The following is a 16,397-nucleotide window of genomic DNA, read 5'->3' as shown; positions in this document are numbered from 1 at the left end:
CTTAACGGAAGAAGGGGAAGCACCGACATGCCGACCTGCCCGAACGGACACCAGTCGGGTTCCGACGACTGGTGCGAGGTGTGCGGTCACCGCATGGCCGGTGCCGTACCTCCGCCTCCGCCGCCCCCGCCGACCGGCGGTTACGGCTTCCCGCCCCCGGGGCCGGCCACCAGGGCGCCCGTCCGCCGGCCGCCGCCGGCGAGGCCGAGCTGTGCCCGCAGTGCCGTACGCCCCGCGAGGGCGGCGCGCCCTTCTGCGAGGAGTGCCGGTGGAACTTCCTCACCAACACCGCGACCTCGTACACCCCGGCGGCCCCGCGCCCCACGGGCGGCCCGCACTTCCCGTCGCCGAACACGCCGTTCGGCGGCGGTGACGGGTACGAGTACCAGGGCTCGCGGCCCTCGCGGGTGAACCGTCCGGCCGAGCCGATCCCGTCCTTCGGCAGCGAGCCCTCGGGGCCGACCCCGTTCGACCGCACCCCGCCGAGCCCGCCGGCCTCCCCCGGTCCCCCGGCCCCGCCCGCCTTCGGCCGGGTCCCGGGCCAGGGCGCGCCCGGTGCTCCGTCCGGCCCCGGCCAGGGCCAGGGCCCCGGCGGCCAGGGCGGCTACGGCTTCCCGCAGCCCGGCAACCAGCAGTCCCCGCCCCCGCCGCCGGGCTTCGGCGGCGACCGGGGCCCCGGCGCGGGTCCCGGTGGCCAGGGCGGCGGCGCCCCCGCCGGTCCCGGCCAGGGTCCCGGCGGCCAGGGCGGTGGGTACGGCTACCCGCAGCCCGGCAACCCCCAGTCCCCTCCGCCACCGCCGGGCTTCGGCGGCGACCGCGCTCCGGCCGGCCGCCCCTCGCCCTTCGGCAACGCCCCGGGTCAGGGTCCGGGTGCCGGTGGCCCATCGGGTCCCGGTGGTCCCGGTACCGGCGGTCCGGGTGCCGGTGGCCCCTCCGGTCCCGGCCAGGGTCCCGGCGGTCAGGGTCGGAACGGTGGCTACGGCTACCCCCAGCCCGGCAACCAGCAGTCCCCGCCCCGAGCTTCGGCGGCGACCGGGGCCCCGGCGCGGGCCCCGGTGGCCAGACCGGCAGCTCCTCGCTCTTCGGGAGCCGTCCCGGCCAGGGCCCCTTCGGCGACCCCTCCCGGCCCACGGGCCCCGGCGGCCCGGGTGGCCCTGCCGGACCCGGTGGTCCCGGTGGTCCCGGTCAGGGTCCCGGTGGTCCCGGTCAGGGTCCCGGTGGCGCCCCGCAGGCGTTCCCATCGGCGGCCGGTGGGCCGCCCGCGCCCCCCGCGTTCCCGCAGGAGACCGGCCGCCCCCCGGCCGGCGGCCCCTTCGGCGGCCCCGGCTCCGGCGGTCCCTCCTTCGGCGGCGGTGACGACGACTGGGTGATCTCCCCGCCGTCGTCCACCGACCCCTCGGGCCCCGGCCAGGGCCAGGGTCCCGGCGGACACGGCCAGGGCGGCTACGGCTATCCCCAGCCCGGTGGTACCCAGGCCCCCTCGGGCCCCGGCTTCCAGAAGGCCCCCGCGGGCCCGGGCTTCCCGGACGCGCCGGGGCAGTCCACCTGGACCGCCACCGTCGGCCCGGACCGCGCGTACTTCATGGCGATGATGCAGCGCTCGGGCCCCGAGGCCACGGGCCTGAACCTGCCCGCGTACTCCCCCGAGCAGCAGCGCACCCTCACCGGCGACCAGGTGACGATCGGCCGCCGCCGGCACTCCACCGGCGACACCCCGGACATCGACCTGGCCGTGCCGCCGGAGGACCCGGGCGTCTCGCACCAGCACGCGATGCTGGTGCAGCAGCCGGACGGCAGCTGGGCGGTGGTCGACCAGAACTCGACCAACGGCACCACGGTCAACATGTCCGAGGAGCCGATTCAGCCGTTCGTGCCGGTTCCGCTGCGCGACGGCGACCGGGTGCACGTGGGCGCCTGGACGACGATCACCGTCCGCCGGGGCTGAGCACCGGCGGCCGGACGGTCACGGGAGGGGCCAGGTGTACGGCCCCTCCGGGTCGTCCAGCCAGGCCCAGCCGTGCGCGCCGGCGAGCGTGACGCCGTACCGTTCGCGTCCCGGCGCCCGCTCGCGCTCCCACAGCGCGTACGCCTCCCGCGGGTCGAGCGCGCCCCGGCCCAGCGCCAGCAGGAAGCGGAAGGTGTCCTGCTCACAGGCCCCGCGCGGCAGCCCCGCGCGGCGGACGCCCTCGGGTTCCGCCCGGCCCTGTCCGCGCAGCGGCACGAAGTAGGCGGCCGTGGCGAGGAAACGGCCCTCGGCGTGCGCCGCGTCCCGCACGGCGAGCGCGAGCAGTCCGGTCGCCAGCGGGAGCAGCACCCGCGCGCCGGGGCGGCACTGGGCGAGCCAGGCGCGCGGCACCGTGTCCAGCGCGCAGGTCGCGATGATCCGGTCGAAGGGGGCGCGTTCGGGCACCCCGCGCGCCCCGTCCCCGGTGACGACCACCGGCCGGTACCCGGCGGCGGCCAGATGCGTCCGCGCGGACTCGGTGATCTCCGGCTCCAGTTCGACGCTGGTGACGAGATCGTCGTCGCCGAGCCGCCGGGCCAGCAGGGCCGCGTTGTATCCGGTGCCCGCGCCCACCTCCAGGACCCGCTCGCCGTCCGTGACGCGCAGCGCGGCCAGCATCCGGGCCATCAGGGAGGGCTGGCTGCTGGAGGACAGCAGCTCGCCGTCGCGCAGCCGGGTGGCCAGCGGCTCGTCCGCGTAGGCGCCGCGCACCCAGCGCTCGCGGTCCCGGGGGTCGGGGCTCTCGCCCCAGCGCCGCTCGTAGCCGCGCGGCCCGGCGACGAAGTAGTACGGCACGAACAGGTGCCGGGGCACCCGCGCGAACGGCTCCCGCCACCCGGGGTCCGCCGCGAAGGCGCCCCCCGCCGCGATCTCCCGCACCATCTCGGCCCGCGCGGCGGCGGCGAGTTCCTCGGTGTCGTAGGCACCCATACGACCACCCTAGGACCGGGATCTCCCCGGTGGTCCTAAGGCTTGAGACCTGGGCCGTTCCGTCTGAGACCATGGACGGGTGAATGAGATTCGGCGCGGCACGCTTCAGGAGCAGACCTTCTACGAGCAGGTCGGCGGTGAGGACACCTTCCGCCGGCTCGTCCACCGTTTCTACGAGGGGGTCGCCGAGGACCCCGAGCTGCGGGCGATGTACCCGGAGGAGGATCTGGGCCCGGCGGAGGAGCGGCTGCGGCTCTTCCTGATGCAGTACTGGGGCGGCCCCACCACCTACAGCGAGAACCGCGGCCACCCCCGGCTGCGGATGCGGCACGCGCCCTTCACGGTCGACCGCGCGGCGCACGACGCCTGGCTGCGGCACATGCGGGCGGCCGTGGACGATCTGGGCCTGTCCGAGGAGCACGAGCGGACGCTGTGGAACTACCTGACGTACGCCGCCGCCTCGATGATCAACACCCCGGACTGATCCGGCGGCCTGACCGGCGGCGGTTCAGCCGCCGACGCTGACGCCCAGCAGCCCGAGGGAGCCGGGCGCCCCGGCCCGCCGTACCGCGATCGAGCCGTACGGCGTGCGCAGCCGCAGCCACGCGCCGCTGGCCAGCAGCCCGGTGTCGGCCGCCTCGGTGCCCGGCCGCAGGAAGCCCAGGGACTGCGCCGCGTGCACGGCCCGTACGGGCAGCCCGGTGTGCCCGATCTCGCGCGACCAGATGTCCCGCCCGATCCGGTCCAGCTCCGCCCGGGTACGCCCCTCGGGCGCCAACTCCTCGCTGCGCGCCCGGAATTCACCGACCGCCGCGGCGACCATCGCCCGCAGCGCGTCCGGCGCGGGCAGCCCCGGCTCGGTCCGCCAGCCGCCGCGCGGCGGCAGCACACCGGCCCACGGCGGCCCGGTGACCGCGCCGGGCACGGCCGCGGTGGCCGCCCGCTCGGACACCGACTCCAGCAGCTCGCCCGCGGAGACGGTGACGTCGAGGGAGACATCGAGACCGTGCTCGTACGGCTTCGCGAGCCGTACGGCGCGGACCGCGAGCACCTCGAAGGACGGCGGCCGGCCGAAGACGGCGAGCGCGGTGCCGGCCGCCTGGAGGCGCACCGCGGCACCGCGGTCGTAGTGGAGCAGCCGGGCGAGGAAGGCGGCGAGGTCCGCCGTCTCCGTCTCGTCCACGAGGTGCAGCACCGTCATGCCGCGACGGCCTCGCCCTCTTCGGCGCCGGCCTGCTCCAGGTACTCCTGGAGGAACTCACGCTCCGGCGCGGTGATCCGGCGCGGCCGCTGGGCCTCGAAGTCGAACGGTACGACGACGGTCGAGGCCCGCACATAGACCACGTCCGCGTCCTTCACCTCGTAGGCGATGGTGAAGGACGCGGCCCGGATCTCGGCGACCCACAGCTCGATGTCCACCGGGTGGTGCCGGTGGACGAGCTGGCGCTTGTAGTCGATCTCGTGGCGCGCCACCACGGAGCCCTGCTGGAACTCCTTGTCCGGACGGAACAGGAAGTTGATCCGGGCTTCTTCCAGATAGCGGATGAAGACCACGTTGTTGACATGGCCGTAGGCGTCCATGTCGGACCAGCGCAGCGGGCACGCGTAGGTGTGGCGCAAGACCGATCAGCCCCGGGTCAGCTTCTTGTAGGTCGCCCGGTGCGGACGCGCGGCGTCCGCGCCGAGACGCTCGACCTTGTTCTTCTCGTACGACTCGAAGTTGCCCTCGAACCAGAACCACTTGGAGTCACCCTCGTAGGCGAGGATGTGGGTGGCGACCCGGTCGAGGAACCAGCGGTCGTGGGAGACGACGACGGCGCAGCCGGGGAACTCCAGCAGCGCGTTCTCCAGGCTGGAGAGGGTCTCGACGTCGAGGTCGTTGGTGGGCTCGTCGAGGAGCAGCAGGTTGCCGCCCTGCTTCAGGGTGAGCGCGAGGTTGAGGCGGTTGCGCTCACCGCCGGACAGGATGCCGGCCGGCTTCTGCTGGTCCGGGCCCTTGAAGCCGAAGGCGGAGACGTAGGCGCGGCTGGGCATCTCGACCTGGCCGACGTTGATGTAGTCGAGGCCGTCGGAGACGACCTCCCACAGCGTCTTCTTCGGGTCGATGTTGGCGCGGCCCTGGTCGACGTAGGAGACCTTGACGGTGTCGCCGACCTTGATGTTGCCGGAGTCGGGGGTCTCCAGGCCCTGGATCATCTTGAAGAGCGTGGTCTTGCCGGCGCCGTTCGGGCCGATGACGCCGACGATGCCGTTGCGCGGCAGCGTGAAGGACAGGTCGTCGACCAGGATCTTCTCGCCGAACGCCTTGTTCAGCTTGTCGACCTCGACCACGACGTTGCCCAGGCGCGGGCCCGGCGGGATCTGGATCTCCTCGAAGTCCAGCTTCCGCATCTTGTCGGCCTCGGCGGCCATCTCCTCGTACCGGGCGAGGCGGGCCTTGGACTTGGCCTGACGCCCCTTGGCGTTCGACCGCACCCAGTCCAGCTCGTCCTTGAGGCGCTTCTGCCGCTTGGCGTCCTTCTGGCCCTCGACCTTGAGGCGGGCGGCCTTGGTCTCCAGGTACTTGGAGTAGTTGCCCTCGTAGCCGTGCAGGCGGCCGCGGTCGACCTCGCAGATCCAGCCGGCGACGTTGTCCAGGAAGTACCGGTCGTGGGTGACGGCCACGACGGTGCCCGGGTACTTGGCCAGGTGCTGCTCCAGCCAGTTCACCGACTCGGCGTCGAGGTGGTTGGTGGGCTCGTCGAGGAGCAGCAGGTCGGGCTGCTCCAGGAGCAGCTTGCAGAGCGCGACGCGGCGCTTCTCACCACCGGAGAGGTTGACGACCGGCCAGTCGCCCGGGGGGCACCCGAGGGCGTCCATGGCCTGCTCCAGCTGGGCGTCGAGGTCCCAGGCGTTGGCGTGGTCCAGCTCCTCCTGGAGCTTGCCCATCTCCTCGAGCAGCGCGTCCGAGTAGTCGGTCGCCATCTGCTCGGCGATCTCGTTGAACCGGTCGAGCTTGCCCTTGACCTCGCGGACGCCGTCCTGGACGTTCTCCAGGACCGTCTTGTCCTCGTCGAGCGGGGGCTCCTGGAGCAGGATGCCGACGGTGTAGCCGGGCGACAGGTACGCGTCACCGTTGGACGGCTGCTCCAGCCCGGCCATGATCTTCAGCACGGTCGACTTGCCGGCACCGTTCGGACCGACGACGCCGATCTTGGCACCCGGCAGGAAGTTCAGGGTGACGTCGTCGAGGATCACCTTGTCGCCGTGCGCTTTGCGCGCCTTGCGCATGGTGTAAATGAACTCAGCCAAGAGAAACCGTCCGGCAGCTTGAAATCTGGCAGTGGGCAGATACACCCCATCTTGCCGTATCGCCACCCCTGCGCGGAAACCCGTTGGGGTGGCGGGCTGTGACCTGGGGGTTCCCGGCGGGGTGAGTAGGAGTGCGGGGGCGGGGTGAGTACGCGCGCTCTGGGCGGGGCCGGGGCCGGGGGCGACGCTTGGGGCATGCGTTCAGGAGTGTGGTGGAAGAAGCCGGCCGGGCAGGCCGTATGGGCCCTCGGGCTGGGCGTCGTCGCGGCCGGCCTGTGGGCCGCTTGGCTGGGATGGGATCAGCACAAGGATGTGGGGCCCGACGGCACGGTGAGCGGGCCGTACGAGGTGTGGCAGGTGGCCGGTCTGGTGCTGAGCCTGCTGGTGGTGGTCTGCTGGGCGGCCCTCCGGCGGCACACCGTGGCGACGGTGGCCGGGACGACGATCGGGCTGACCCTCGCCGCCTGGTACGACTGGTCCGACGACTCCAGCGGTCTCTTCGCGGTCGGGGTGGCCATGGTCATGTTCGGGAGTGTGGGCGCCACCGGCCTCGTCTGCGCGCTGGTCAGGGCGGTGAAGCCGGAGGCCGGGCGGGCGGGGCGCTGATCCGTCCGCCCCGCGGCGGGCTCATTCGCCGGGCTGTTCCGGCTTGCGCAGGAGCACCAGGACCGCCCCGCCGATGACGACCAGGCCGATCGCGGCGCCGGCGATCACGGGGGTGACGGCGGAACCACCCGTGGCGGCGAGGTCGGTGCCGCCGGAGGCGGGGGTGGCGAGCGGGGTCGGTTCGCCGACGGTCTGGGCGGCGGCCTTGGAGACGATCGTGCCCTGGACCCGGCAGTCCAGGACGCCGGTGAAGCGGCGGGTGAAGCCGTTCGGGCCGGTGATCGTGAAGTCGTAGCCCTGGTCCTCCTGGAGGGGGACCGGGACGGTGCGCGTGGCGCCGGCCGGGACGGTGTGCTCGGTGCCCATCAGGCTGAAGGTGAAGGGCTGGTCGCCCTTGTCGGCGGCCGTGATGTCCACCGTGCCCTTGGCGCAGTCCTTGTGCGCCGACACCGCCGGTATCGCGCCCCGCGCGGCCCAGTCGGCCGTCACGCTCGCGGAGACCGCGGACTCGCTGGAGCCGGCCAGGATCTGGGTCTGGCTGCGGCTGTCGGAGGCGAGGGCGCGCCCCACCGGCACGGTCGTCGACGCCTGCACGCTCAGCTGGGCGGAGCCGTCCGCCGCGTCCTTCGGGATGTCGAAGTAGATCCGGCTGCCGTCCGTCGCCGTGGTCAGCGCCTTGCCGGTCTTGTCGGTGATCCGCACCCCGCTGGTCGCCGCGTCCGCGGGCGGTATCACCGCGACCGCGCCCGCGTCGGTGTGCACGGTCACCGGTCCGACCAGGCCCGGGCGGCCGGAGACCGCGGCCGGGTCCAGGGACAGCGAGGCCCCCGGTTCGCCGGCGGCGCGGGCGCTGCGCTGGAGGTAGTCGGCGAGCTTCTCCGCGCCGGGGGCCACGGCGTCGACCTTGGCGTGGTCCGAGTACCGCCAGATGGCCACCTGGGTGCCGGTCGCCGCGTCCTGCTCGCTGAGGCTCCCCACGCCGGCCCGGTGGGCGAGCGCCGCGAGGTCGTTGACCTGGGGGTAGGAGTGCTGCACGATCCAGTCGATCCGGCCCGCGTCCCGGTTGGTGCCCAGCGAGGTGCCGCTCCAGGACGTCTCCTGGTAGCGGGCGTCGCGCTGGACCGGATTGTGCAGGTCGACGCCGTACGTCTGCAGGGTGCCGCCGCCGTCCACGGACATCTCGAACAGCCCCGCCGACACCGGCTGGTCGCCGCCCGCCTCATGGACCACGGCCGCGCCGAAGATCTTCAGGCCGTCCAGCGTGGCGCTCGCCCCGCCCTCGGTCTGCGGGGCCACGTCGGCCGCGGCCGTACCCGCGCCGGACAGCACACCGGCCGCCACGAGACCGGACACCGTGGCGGTGGCGGCCAGGCGGGCCACGGTGGTGGACCGGCAGAACCCAGAGAGCGAAGCAAGCACAGAATTCCCCTTCGAGCAGGACCCGTTGGACGTGGGGGACGGGTCCCACCAGCAGAATCGGCGGCCCCGAGGGGCACGCCCGGCATCCTATGGACTCGGGCTGTGCCTCTCTGGCCGGTCGGATGATCCGATGGCGTTTCCGATCCGGAATCGTTATCGCCGGACCGCCGTTGAGCAGCCCTTATCGATAAATCCACCCGACTGGACTGCTGACTTCACGTCACTGTGGCTGGTTCCGGCGCCTGTTGAACGGCGGTGTCCTCCCCGGTGTCCGGCGGCCGCGGGGTCGCCCAGTCGGGCTCGGGCCGGGCGGCCCCGGCCGGGGGTTCCGGTTTGCCCGCGCGCCGGAAGACCGCCGTACCCCGTGAGAGGTCATGGCCGATCGCCGTGGCGTCGATGTCCGCCGACGCCCACTGCTGCTGCCCCTCGCGCCCGTCGCGCCCTTCCGTGCGCACCTTCAGCCGGCCCTGCACGACCAGCGGCTGCCCCACCTCCACCGACGCCATCGCGTTGGCGGCGAGCTGGCGGTTGGCCCACACCGTGAAGAAGTTGGTGTGCCCGTCCGTCCAGGCGCTCTTCTCCCGGTCCCAGTAGCGCGCGGTCGCCGCGAGCCGGAACCGCAGCGACGGCCCCGCCGCCAGCTCCCGGTACACCGGCGCGGTCGCCACATTGCCCACCACACAGACCACGGTCTCGTTCATCCTCGCGCTCCCCTCCCCCGTCCGGCGCCCTCGCCGGACGGGCGGACGTACGTACGGGCCCGTCCCGTACGGCGGCGTCTGCCACGACCCCAGACTGCCTCCGCCGGGCCGAGCCCGCTGAGCCCTGTGGACGGCCCCCGCGCCTGTGGAAAACTCCGCCACCCGCGCGAGTGACCGCCCCCCGCGAACCGCGCCGGCTCACCCCGCACGGCACCGATTCGCCCTGTCCGGCGCCGGCTCATCCGGATGCCGCAGGCTCGTCCGGCACGCCGCAGACTCCTCCGGTACGAGGCCGAACTCACCCCACCCCGGCCCCCGCCCGCACCACCCTCCCGTACTGCTCCCGCACCTCTCCGTACCGCAGCAGCTCCGACGCCACCGGGTCCAGCACCCGCGCCCGGCCACAGCTCGCGGCCGACTCGCACAATCGCCGTTCCGCGTCCTGGCCGTACCGCCGCGCCGGCCCCCGCGCCGCCATCCGGCAGCCCCACTCCACCAGCGGGCCGCCGATGATCCCGCACATCATCAGCAGCACCGGGACGCCCAGGTTGGGTGCCATCACCCCGGCGATCTGCCCGGCCAGCCACAGCCCGCCCGCGATCTGGAGCAGCGTCATCGCCGCCTGCACCAGCACCGCCGCCGGCCACCAGCCGGGCCGCGGCGGCCGCCCGGAGGGGCCCCCGGCCCGCTCCGCCAGCTCGTCCAGCGCCTCCGGCAGCCCCTGCGCACCGCGTACGGCCGCCTCCCGCACCGCCTGCGCCCAGGGCACCGGCAGCCCGGCCGAGGCCCGGTCGGCGACCGTACGGACCGCCTGTTCCACGCGCTGCCGCGCCGTCGCCTCCTCGTCGGCCTGGGCGCCCACCTGATGGCGGCCGGTCGCCGCCGTACCGCGCTTCTGGTACCAGCGCCACAGCCGCAGCCAGGGCGTGCCGCAGGCCCGGTTGGCGTTGCGCAGCCAGGCCCGTTCGGCGGCCTCGCCCGCCGCGGTGGCGCCCACCGCGTCCGCGAGCCGCGCGGCGAAGTCCTCGCGCGCCTCCTCGCTGAGCCCGACCCGGCGCCCGGCGGCGTAGACCGGCCGCAGCTCGGCCGCGGCGGCGTCCACGTCGGCGGCGACCCGGCGGGCCGCCGCGCCCCGTTCGGCCACGAACTCGCCGAGCGACTCGCGCAGGTCGCCGACGCCCTCGCCGGTGAGCGCGGACAGCGCGAGCACGGTGGCGCCGGGCTCCCCGTGCTCGCCGAGCGCCACGCCGTCCTCGTCCAGCAGCCGCCGCAGATCGTCCAGGACCTGGTCGGCGGCCTCTCCGGGCAGCCGGTCGACCTGGTTGAGCACGACGAACATGACCTCGGCGTGCCCGGCCATGGGCCGCAGATAGCGCTCGTGCAGCACGGCGTCGGCGTACTTCTCCGGGTCGACCACCCAGATCACCGCGTCCACCAGCTTGAGAATCCGGTCGACCTGCTCGCGGTGCTGTACGGCGGCGGAGTCGTGGTCGGGCAGGTCGACCAGGACCAGCCCGCGCAACTGCTCCTCCGACTCCGGGTTGTTCAGCGGACGGCGGCGCAGCCGGCCCGGGATGCCGAGCCGGTCGATGAGTCCGGCGGCGCCGTCGCTCCAGCTGCACGCGATCGGCGAGGAGGTGGTCGGGCGCCGTACGCCGGTCTCCGAGATGGCCACCCCGGCGAGGGAGTTGAACAGCTGCGACTTGCCGCTGCCGGTGGCGCCCGCGATCGCGACGACCGTGTGCCGCCCGGACAGCTTGCGCCGGTCCGCCGCCTCGTCCAGCACCCGGCCCGCCTCGGCGAGGGTCTGGCTGTCCAGCCGCGTCCGGGAGAGCCCGACGAGTTCCCGCAGGGCGTCGAGGCGGGAGCGGAGGGGGCCGTCGTAGGCGAGCGGTACGACCGTACGGGCGGCCCCGCCACGCGCCGGGACCGGCGCCACGGGGGCGACGAGCGCGGCGGCGTCGTTGATACGGCGGGCGATGAGGCCGTCGTCCCAGGAGTCGGAGGAGCCAGAGGGGTCGGAGGGGCCAGGGGGGCCGGAGGGGGTGGAGGAAGTCGAGGGAGTGGAGGGGGTGGAGGGGGTGGAGGGGGCCGAACCGCCGGACGTGCCGCGCGGGTTGGCGGGGACGGCCGGGGCCCTCTCGGCACCGGAGGTACGGGGGGCGCGCGCGGCGCGAGAGGAGCCGCCGGGCTCACTTTGCGGCGCACCGGCGCCGGTTGTCTTCCCCCGCGCACCCGGGGCCGCCTTCTTCTCCCCGTCCTGGCCGCGCCTGCCGGCCTCGTCCGCTACGATCCCGCCCGCGTCCGGCATCGGCGTACCTTCCTCGCCCCGTTCCCCCGCGGCGGGAGCAGCGGTGGCCGTCGTACCGTCTCCGTCTCCCCCGCCGTCCCCTGCTCTCCCCCGGTCCCCGCGGGCACCCTCCCCCTGCTTCCCGATGTCGACGCCCCTCGGTCGCGCGATGTGATCGATGGAGCTGCCCGGGCCCGCAGGACCCACAGGACCCGCAGGATTGACGGGTTTGATGGGATTGCCGGGGTCGGTGGGGTCCGTGGGGCCGGCGGGATCGACGGGGCTCATGTGGTCCCTGGGCTCGACGCGATCGGTGTGGTCCATGTGCTCCTGGTCAGTGACGGCGGACACCGGTCACCTCTCCTTCTGCAGTACGGACAGGGCGGCGATGAGTTCGGCCTGGGGCTCGGGATGGATGTCGAGCGCGTCGAGCGGGGCGAGGCGGCGTTCGCGTTCGCGGTGGACGACGCGGTCCACGTGGTCGATGAGCAGCCGTTCGGCGCGGTCGCGCAGGCGCAGCGCGCCGTGGGCGCCGACCCGGTCGGCGAGCCGTTCACCCGCGTGGCGTCCCCGGCGGCCGCCCAGCAGGGCGGTGGCCGCGAGGGCGGCGACGGCCTCGGAGTCGGGCGCGACGCTGCGGTCCAGCTCGCGCACCTCGTCCTCGGCGTACTCCTCCAGCTCGCGCCGCCAGCGCCGTACCGCGAGGCCGATACGGTGCTCCGCGCTCTCCGGCGAGGGATCGCACCCGGCGAGTCCCGGGGCGGCCGCGGCGGGCTCGCGGCGCCATGCCTCGGCCACCCGCTCGTCGGCGGCGGTGACGGCGCACAGCAGCAGCGCGCCGAGGCTCTCCACGAGGGCGTCGAGGAGTTCGCCCGCGGTGCAGTCCAGGGGGAAGGCGCGCCAGCGTTTGAGGGCGCCCCCGGCGAGTACGGCGCCGGACTGGAGGCGGTCGCGCAGACGCGCGTGCTCCCTGTCGTACGCCCCCTCCACCGCGGTGGTGAGCCGGAGCGCGGCCGCGTACTGGGCGGCTGCGGCGCCGGCCAGTTCGGGCATCCGGGTTCTCAGCGAGTCGAGGAGGCCGTGGGCGGTACGGGCCATGACGTACTGCCGGGCGCCGGGGTCCTGGGCGTGCTGGATGAGCCAGGTGCGCAGGGCCGCGACGGCGGTGGCGGGCAGCAGTCCGGCGCTCCAGACGGACTCGGGCAGCTCGGGCACGGTGAAGCGGGGCACGTCGCCGAGGCCGGCCTTGGTGAGCAGGGCGGCGTACTGCCGCGAGACCTCGGAGACCACCTGGTGGGGCACGCGGTCGAGGACAGTGACGAGCGTGGCGTCGTACTCCTTGGCGGTGCGCAGCAGATGCCAGGGGACGGCGTCGGCGTAGCGGGCGGCGCTGGTGACCATGACCCAGATGTCGGCGGCGCAGAGCAGTTCGGCGGCGAGGACGCGGTTCTCGGCGACCAGGGAGTCGACGTCGGGGGCGTCCAGGAGGGCGAGTCCGCGCGGGAGGGTGTCGGCGGTCTCGACACGCAGGGCGCGGACGGGCTGGTCGCCGGGGAGTTCGCCCGGGAGCAACAGGTCGTCGTCGCGGGCGTCCTGGTGGGGCATCCAGACGCGCGCGAGGTCGGGCAGGACACGCATGCCGCTGAACCAGTGGTGATCCGCCGGATGGCAGACCAGGACCGGAGTGCGGGTCGTCGGCCGGAGCACGCCGGCCTCGCTCACGCGGCGCCCGACGAGGGAGTTGACGAGGGTCGACTTCCCCGCGCCGGTGGACCCGCCGACCACGGCCAGCAGCGGCGCCTCGGGGGCCCGTAGTCTGGGTACGAGGTAGTCGTCCAGCTGGGCGAGGAGTTCGTCGCGGTTGGCACGCGCGCGTGGGGCCCCGGCCAGGGGCAGCGGAAAGCGTGCGGCGGCGACACGGTCGCGCAGAGCGGAGAGTGTGTCGAGCAGCTGGGGCCGTACGTCCAAGGTCACCACATGGGAAGAATGCCCAATTTTAGGGGAATTCTGAAGCATATGGACATGTCTGCGCGCCGACAGGACAGAAAGGGCGGATGGGGCGACTGGGACATGGGCGCGGGCCAGGCATAACGAGTGCACAACACCCGGTGGCGTCGGGCGCCAAAAGCGCTGCACGATTCGTACCTGCCTGCGATTATCAGGACCGCTTCACCGAACCTCCACATCGAGCCACGGAGGCGAAGCGACAGGGTCGGCGAGCAGGGAGCTTTATCCTTGAACGCGCCACCAGGCCCCCGTAGCTCAGCGGATAGAGCAGGCGCCTTCTAAGCGCTTGGCCGCAGGTTCGAGTCCTGCCGGGGGCGCCACCCGTCGCCCTCCCTTCGGGGAGGGCTTTTTGCTGGTCAGGATGGGTGCGGTCGGGCGTGCGCCGACCCCGGAAGCCCCCTGCGACGCTCAAGGTCTGCCACCGGTCCCGTCCGACTGCAACCGGGCTCTCACGGGGGACCGCGTCGAATCCGTGTCGAAGCTCCCGCCCCGACGGGCCGCCCGGCGTACGACTCCCAGGGAAGATCTTCAGCCGCTTCGTGCCGCCTCTTCAGGTGGAGCAGCTGCCGGTCGGCACAGCGGGCGTAGGCGACCAGAAGCACGGTGGCACTGTCCCCGGCCCACTCCGCCACCTGGGCAGGCGCGAGCCCTCGTTGAGCCACACGCACCGTCCGGCCGGCGAGTCGAATCCACGCGAAGGCAGTACGGCCTTCCACTCACCACGCCACGCCCGGCGGATGACGGCACCGGCGAGGACGCCGCCTGAAGTTGGCCGCTCTCGATGCGCTGCCGCAGGACACGCGCCAGGGCCGGGAGCCCGGCACCGTGCGCGCCCCACCGTCCGCACAGCGCTTCAAGTTCAGTTGCTCATGGATCTCCCCCGCGTCGGCCCCTTGCTCCCCGACCCCAGAGTCCGCCGCATGGGTCAGCAACTCGCACTCCTCCGCCCACGTGGCCACGCAGTAGTACAGCGTGGCCACGGAGGCATGGAGCCGCTTGCCGCCACGTGGCCGGCGATGGGTCCAGACGAGGAACACCCTGGCCGGCTCCGGGTTCAGCAACGAGTGCTCGTCCAAGGCATCCGCGGTCTTCACGACGGCCGCCGACTCCTCGGTCGGATCGCGTGCTTCATGACGATGTCGAGAATCCGACGATTGCGCTTCCTGGTGCGCGAGGACAGCCACCTCCTGACCCTCACCGAGCCGACAACAGCACCTGGAAACTCCCCGACGGCATCCTCGAACTCAACGAGACCCTTGAGGCCGGTGTCGCCACGAGGTCCTGGAGGAAACAGGCACCCACGTCGAGGTGGACGAACTGACCCGCGCCTACAAGAACTTGACCCGCGGCATCGTGGCCCTGGTCTTCCGCTGCAAGCCCTCCGGCGGAACCGAACGCACCTCAAGCGGAGTCGACGGCCGTCTCCTGGCTCACCCCGGAAGAGGTCAGCGAGCGCATGTCCGAGGTCTTCGCAGTCAGGCTCCTGGACGCCTTGGACGGCAACGGCCCACAGGTACGCAGCCATGATGGCCAGCGCCTCACCCCGGCGGGATAAGACTTTCTCTACTTCATCAGGGCCCGCGCGCGGCGCGGGCCCTGCCGCCTCTGCGGCGCGGCCTGCCTCCTGTCTCCGCCCCGGCTGGCCGCGCCCGGTGGCGCGCTGGCGAGCTACGGGCATGAGGTGGGAGACACCCTCTGCGGCTGGGGCGGTCGGCTCCACGGCTTTAGGCAGCCACTTTGGGGCGAGCCTCTAAGATCATGGCCCCAACGTCGTGCTTTAACGGGCAGGTCCACAGACTGCCCGACTCGCCGGAAGCTTACGGGGCCATGATCACTCGCCCCAAAGCAGCTCCAGCCCAAAGCCGCTCCGCCGACCTCGTACACCGTGCTGGCCGCCGGGGGTCTCATACCTCAATTGTTGCTCAGGGTTCGATAGTTTAGCGGTTAGATCCTTGCTCGCCGAGGCATGCTGCGGGACATGAAGGCATGGGTCAGACCTGTGGGTCTTGGGCTTGCGGCTGCTGCGGTCGTGCTGGGATACGGGCTCCTCCTTTGGAAGGGGCCCTGGTGGTTTGATAGCAGCCACCTCCGGCAGAAGGATCTCCAGCCCGCAGACGGTGTTGTCATCACAGGCTTTCGTACAACCCTCGTCGCACTGGGCGCCGGTGTTATCGCTGGACTCGGCCTTTATTACACCCACCGCAGCCATAAGCACACAGAAAGACTCTTCGAACAGTCGGAGAAGCTATTCGAACACACGCGAGAGAAGGATCGAGAGCAGGCGCAGCTCACCCGCGAGGGTCAAGTAACTGACAGGTACGTAGAGGCTATCAAGCTCCTGTCCTCGGAAAATATGACGGTTAGAATTGGCGGGATTTTCTCGCTCGAACGCATCGCGAGGGACTCAAAGGACGATAGGCCCACGGTGATAGAGCTGCTAACAGCCCATATCCGTGAGAACACCAGAGATGATCCGCGTTCCCCTAAAGATACCCATGTGACCGCAGACGTTCAGGCCGCCCTCACCGTGCTTGGAAGAAGGGCAGTCGACCTGGGCGACTCGAAGCTGGACTTCTACCACTGTGGATTGACCGATGCTCAGCTACATGGGGACTACCGGGGATCCATGTTCTACTACAGCAACTTGACGGGAGCCGGATTCTCAGGCGCGAAGATCGATGGTGCAGACCTATCTTTCTGCAAGGCAGAAAGAGCAGCTTTCACTCGCTCCACTGCCCGTGAAGCCCACTTCGTTAATGCCATTTATCGAAACTGCTGGTTCCTTGCGGCCGATCTAACGAATAGCGACTTTTACGGCTGCGATCTGAGTGGATCTGATTTCGGGCGAAGATACGCAGAAGACGGGAATCCTCCACTACCTCCCGCAATCCTGAGAAATTCAAGATTCACCCGCGCAAAACTCACCAGTACTAACCTTTGCGGCGTCGACTTGAGTACCGTTCGCGGACTGAAGCAGGATCAACTCGCTGAGGCAATTACCGACGAAAATACAGTCCTTCCGTTGCACTGGGGTGGCGGGGAGGACGAGTTCTGACGCGCAAGCTACGCACGAGCTTCTCAGGGCGAGCCGCCCCAACGACGTCTACTGCCATCCCGCAGTGACATCAACGAGCCCGGACAGCCCCAC

General features: G+C 72.3%; 12 protein-coding genes, 1 tRNA gene and 2 pseudogenes. 6 read left to right on the top strand and 9 right to left on the bottom strand.

Annotated features, from left to right (window positions below):
- Positions 1-27: 27 nt before the first annotated feature.
- Positions 28-1,945 (top strand): annotated as a pseudogene (locus GHR20_RS37685) (FHA domain-containing protein).
- Positions 1,946-1,963: 18 nt separating this feature from the next.
- On the opposite strand, the gene GHR20_RS23685 reads toward GHR20_RS37685, so the two are convergent.
- Entirely contained in the window at positions 1,964-2,935 is a 972-nt protein-coding gene (locus tag GHR20_RS23685) for a methyltransferase domain-containing protein (RefSeq protein ID WP_153814317.1), read from the bottom strand.
- A gap of 79 nt (positions 2,936-3,014) precedes the next feature.
- On the opposite strand from GHR20_RS23685, the gene GHR20_RS23680 reads away from it, so the two are divergent.
- On the top strand, positions 3,015-3,419 hold the full coding sequence (locus GHR20_RS23680) for a globin (protein WP_111586217.1): 405 nt from the start codon (positions 3,015-3,017) through the stop codon (positions 3,417-3,419).
- Between the two features lie 24 nt (positions 3,420-3,443).
- Here GHR20_RS23680 and GHR20_RS23675 read toward each other — a convergent pair whose 3' ends face one another.
- From GHR20_RS23675 to ettA, 3 genes are read right to left on the bottom strand one after another with little or no spacing between them, the layout of a single operon-like run.
- A complete protein-coding gene (locus tag GHR20_RS23675) occupies positions 3,444-4,136 on the bottom strand; it encodes a hypothetical protein (RefSeq protein WP_153814316.1) in 693 nt (230 codons plus the stop codon).
- Positions 4,133-4,555: a thioesterase family protein gene (locus GHR20_RS23670; protein WP_111586219.1), complete on the bottom strand. Its 423-nt coding sequence runs from the start codon at positions 4,553-4,555 to the stop codon at positions 4,133-4,135. The genes GHR20_RS23675 and GHR20_RS23670 overlap by 4 nt, the downstream gene beginning before the upstream one ends.
- A 6-nt stretch (positions 4,556-4,561) precedes the next feature.
- Positions 4,562-6,226: an energy-dependent translational throttle protein EttA gene (gene ettA, locus GHR20_RS23665; protein WP_148023744.1), complete on the bottom strand. Its 1,665-nt coding sequence runs from the start codon at positions 6,224-6,226 to the stop codon at positions 4,562-4,564.
- Positions 6,227-6,421: 195 nt separating this feature from the next.
- Between ettA and GHR20_RS23660 the strand changes: the two genes are divergently transcribed.
- Positions 6,422-6,832, top strand: coding sequence for a hypothetical protein (locus tag GHR20_RS23660; RefSeq protein WP_241670575.1), 411 nt, complete (start codon positions 6,422-6,424; stop codon positions 6,830-6,832).
- A 21-nt stretch (positions 6,833-6,853) separates the two neighbouring features.
- Here GHR20_RS23660 and GHR20_RS23655 read toward each other — a convergent pair whose 3' ends face one another.
- The 4 genes from GHR20_RS23655 to GHR20_RS23640 all read right to left on the bottom strand — a co-directional run bounded on the left by GHR20_RS23655 (position 6,854) and on the right by GHR20_RS23640 (position 13,219).
- Complete coding sequence (locus tag GHR20_RS23655; RefSeq protein ID WP_153816108.1) at positions 6,854-8,203, bottom strand: TQXA domain-containing protein; 1,350 nt, start codon at positions 8,201-8,203, stop codon at positions 6,854-6,856.
- A 263-nt stretch (positions 8,204-8,466) separates the two neighbouring features.
- A complete protein-coding gene (locus GHR20_RS23650) occupies positions 8,467-8,952 on the bottom strand; it encodes a single-stranded DNA-binding protein (RefSeq protein ID WP_148023718.1) in 486 nt (161 codons plus the stop codon).
- A gap of 298 nt (positions 8,953-9,250) precedes the next feature.
- Entirely contained in the window at positions 9,251-11,593 is a 2,343-nt protein-coding gene (locus GHR20_RS23645; RefSeq protein WP_153814315.1) for a GTPase, read from the bottom strand.
- A gap of 3 nt (positions 11,594-11,596) precedes the next feature.
- A complete protein-coding gene (locus tag GHR20_RS23640; protein ID WP_148023716.1) occupies positions 11,597-13,219 on the bottom strand; it encodes a dynamin family protein in 1,623 nt (540 codons plus the stop codon).
- A 274-nt stretch (positions 13,220-13,493) separates the two neighbouring features.
- On the opposite strand from GHR20_RS23640, the gene GHR20_RS23635 reads away from it, so the two are divergent.
- Positions 13,494-13,569: transfer RNA gene (locus tag GHR20_RS23635), tRNA-Arg, on the top strand.
- Between the two features lie 396 nt (positions 13,570-13,965).
- Here GHR20_RS23635 and GHR20_RS36875 read toward each other — a convergent pair.
- Positions 13,966-14,433, bottom strand: a complete 468-nt coding sequence (locus GHR20_RS36875; RefSeq protein WP_194858970.1) for a hypothetical protein — start codon at positions 14,431-14,433, stop codon at positions 13,966-13,968.
- Here GHR20_RS36875 and GHR20_RS37680 point away from each other — a divergent pair.
- Together GHR20_RS37680 and GHR20_RS23625 are read left to right on the top strand one after the other, a co-directional pair.
- Positions 14,416-14,804, top strand: a pseudogene (locus tag GHR20_RS37680) (NUDIX domain-containing protein). The gene GHR20_RS36875 and the pseudogene GHR20_RS37680 sit on opposite strands and share 18 nt — an antisense overlap.
- Positions 14,805-15,227: 423 nt before the next feature.
- The gene (locus GHR20_RS23625) at positions 15,228-16,304 is read left to right on the top strand and encodes a pentapeptide repeat-containing protein (protein ID WP_148023715.1); all 1,077 of its coding nucleotides are present in this window, start codon (positions 15,228-15,230) and stop codon (positions 16,302-16,304) included.
- Positions 16,305-16,397 lie beyond the last annotated feature (93 nt).

Source organism: Streptomyces sp. SUK 48 (assembly GCF_009650765.1).
Lineage (GTDB): Bacteria > Actinomycetota > Actinomycetes > Streptomycetales > Streptomycetaceae > Streptomyces.
The sequence above is the reverse complement of the archived record's forward strand: the minus strand, read 5'-3'. Positions and strand labels throughout refer to the sequence as shown.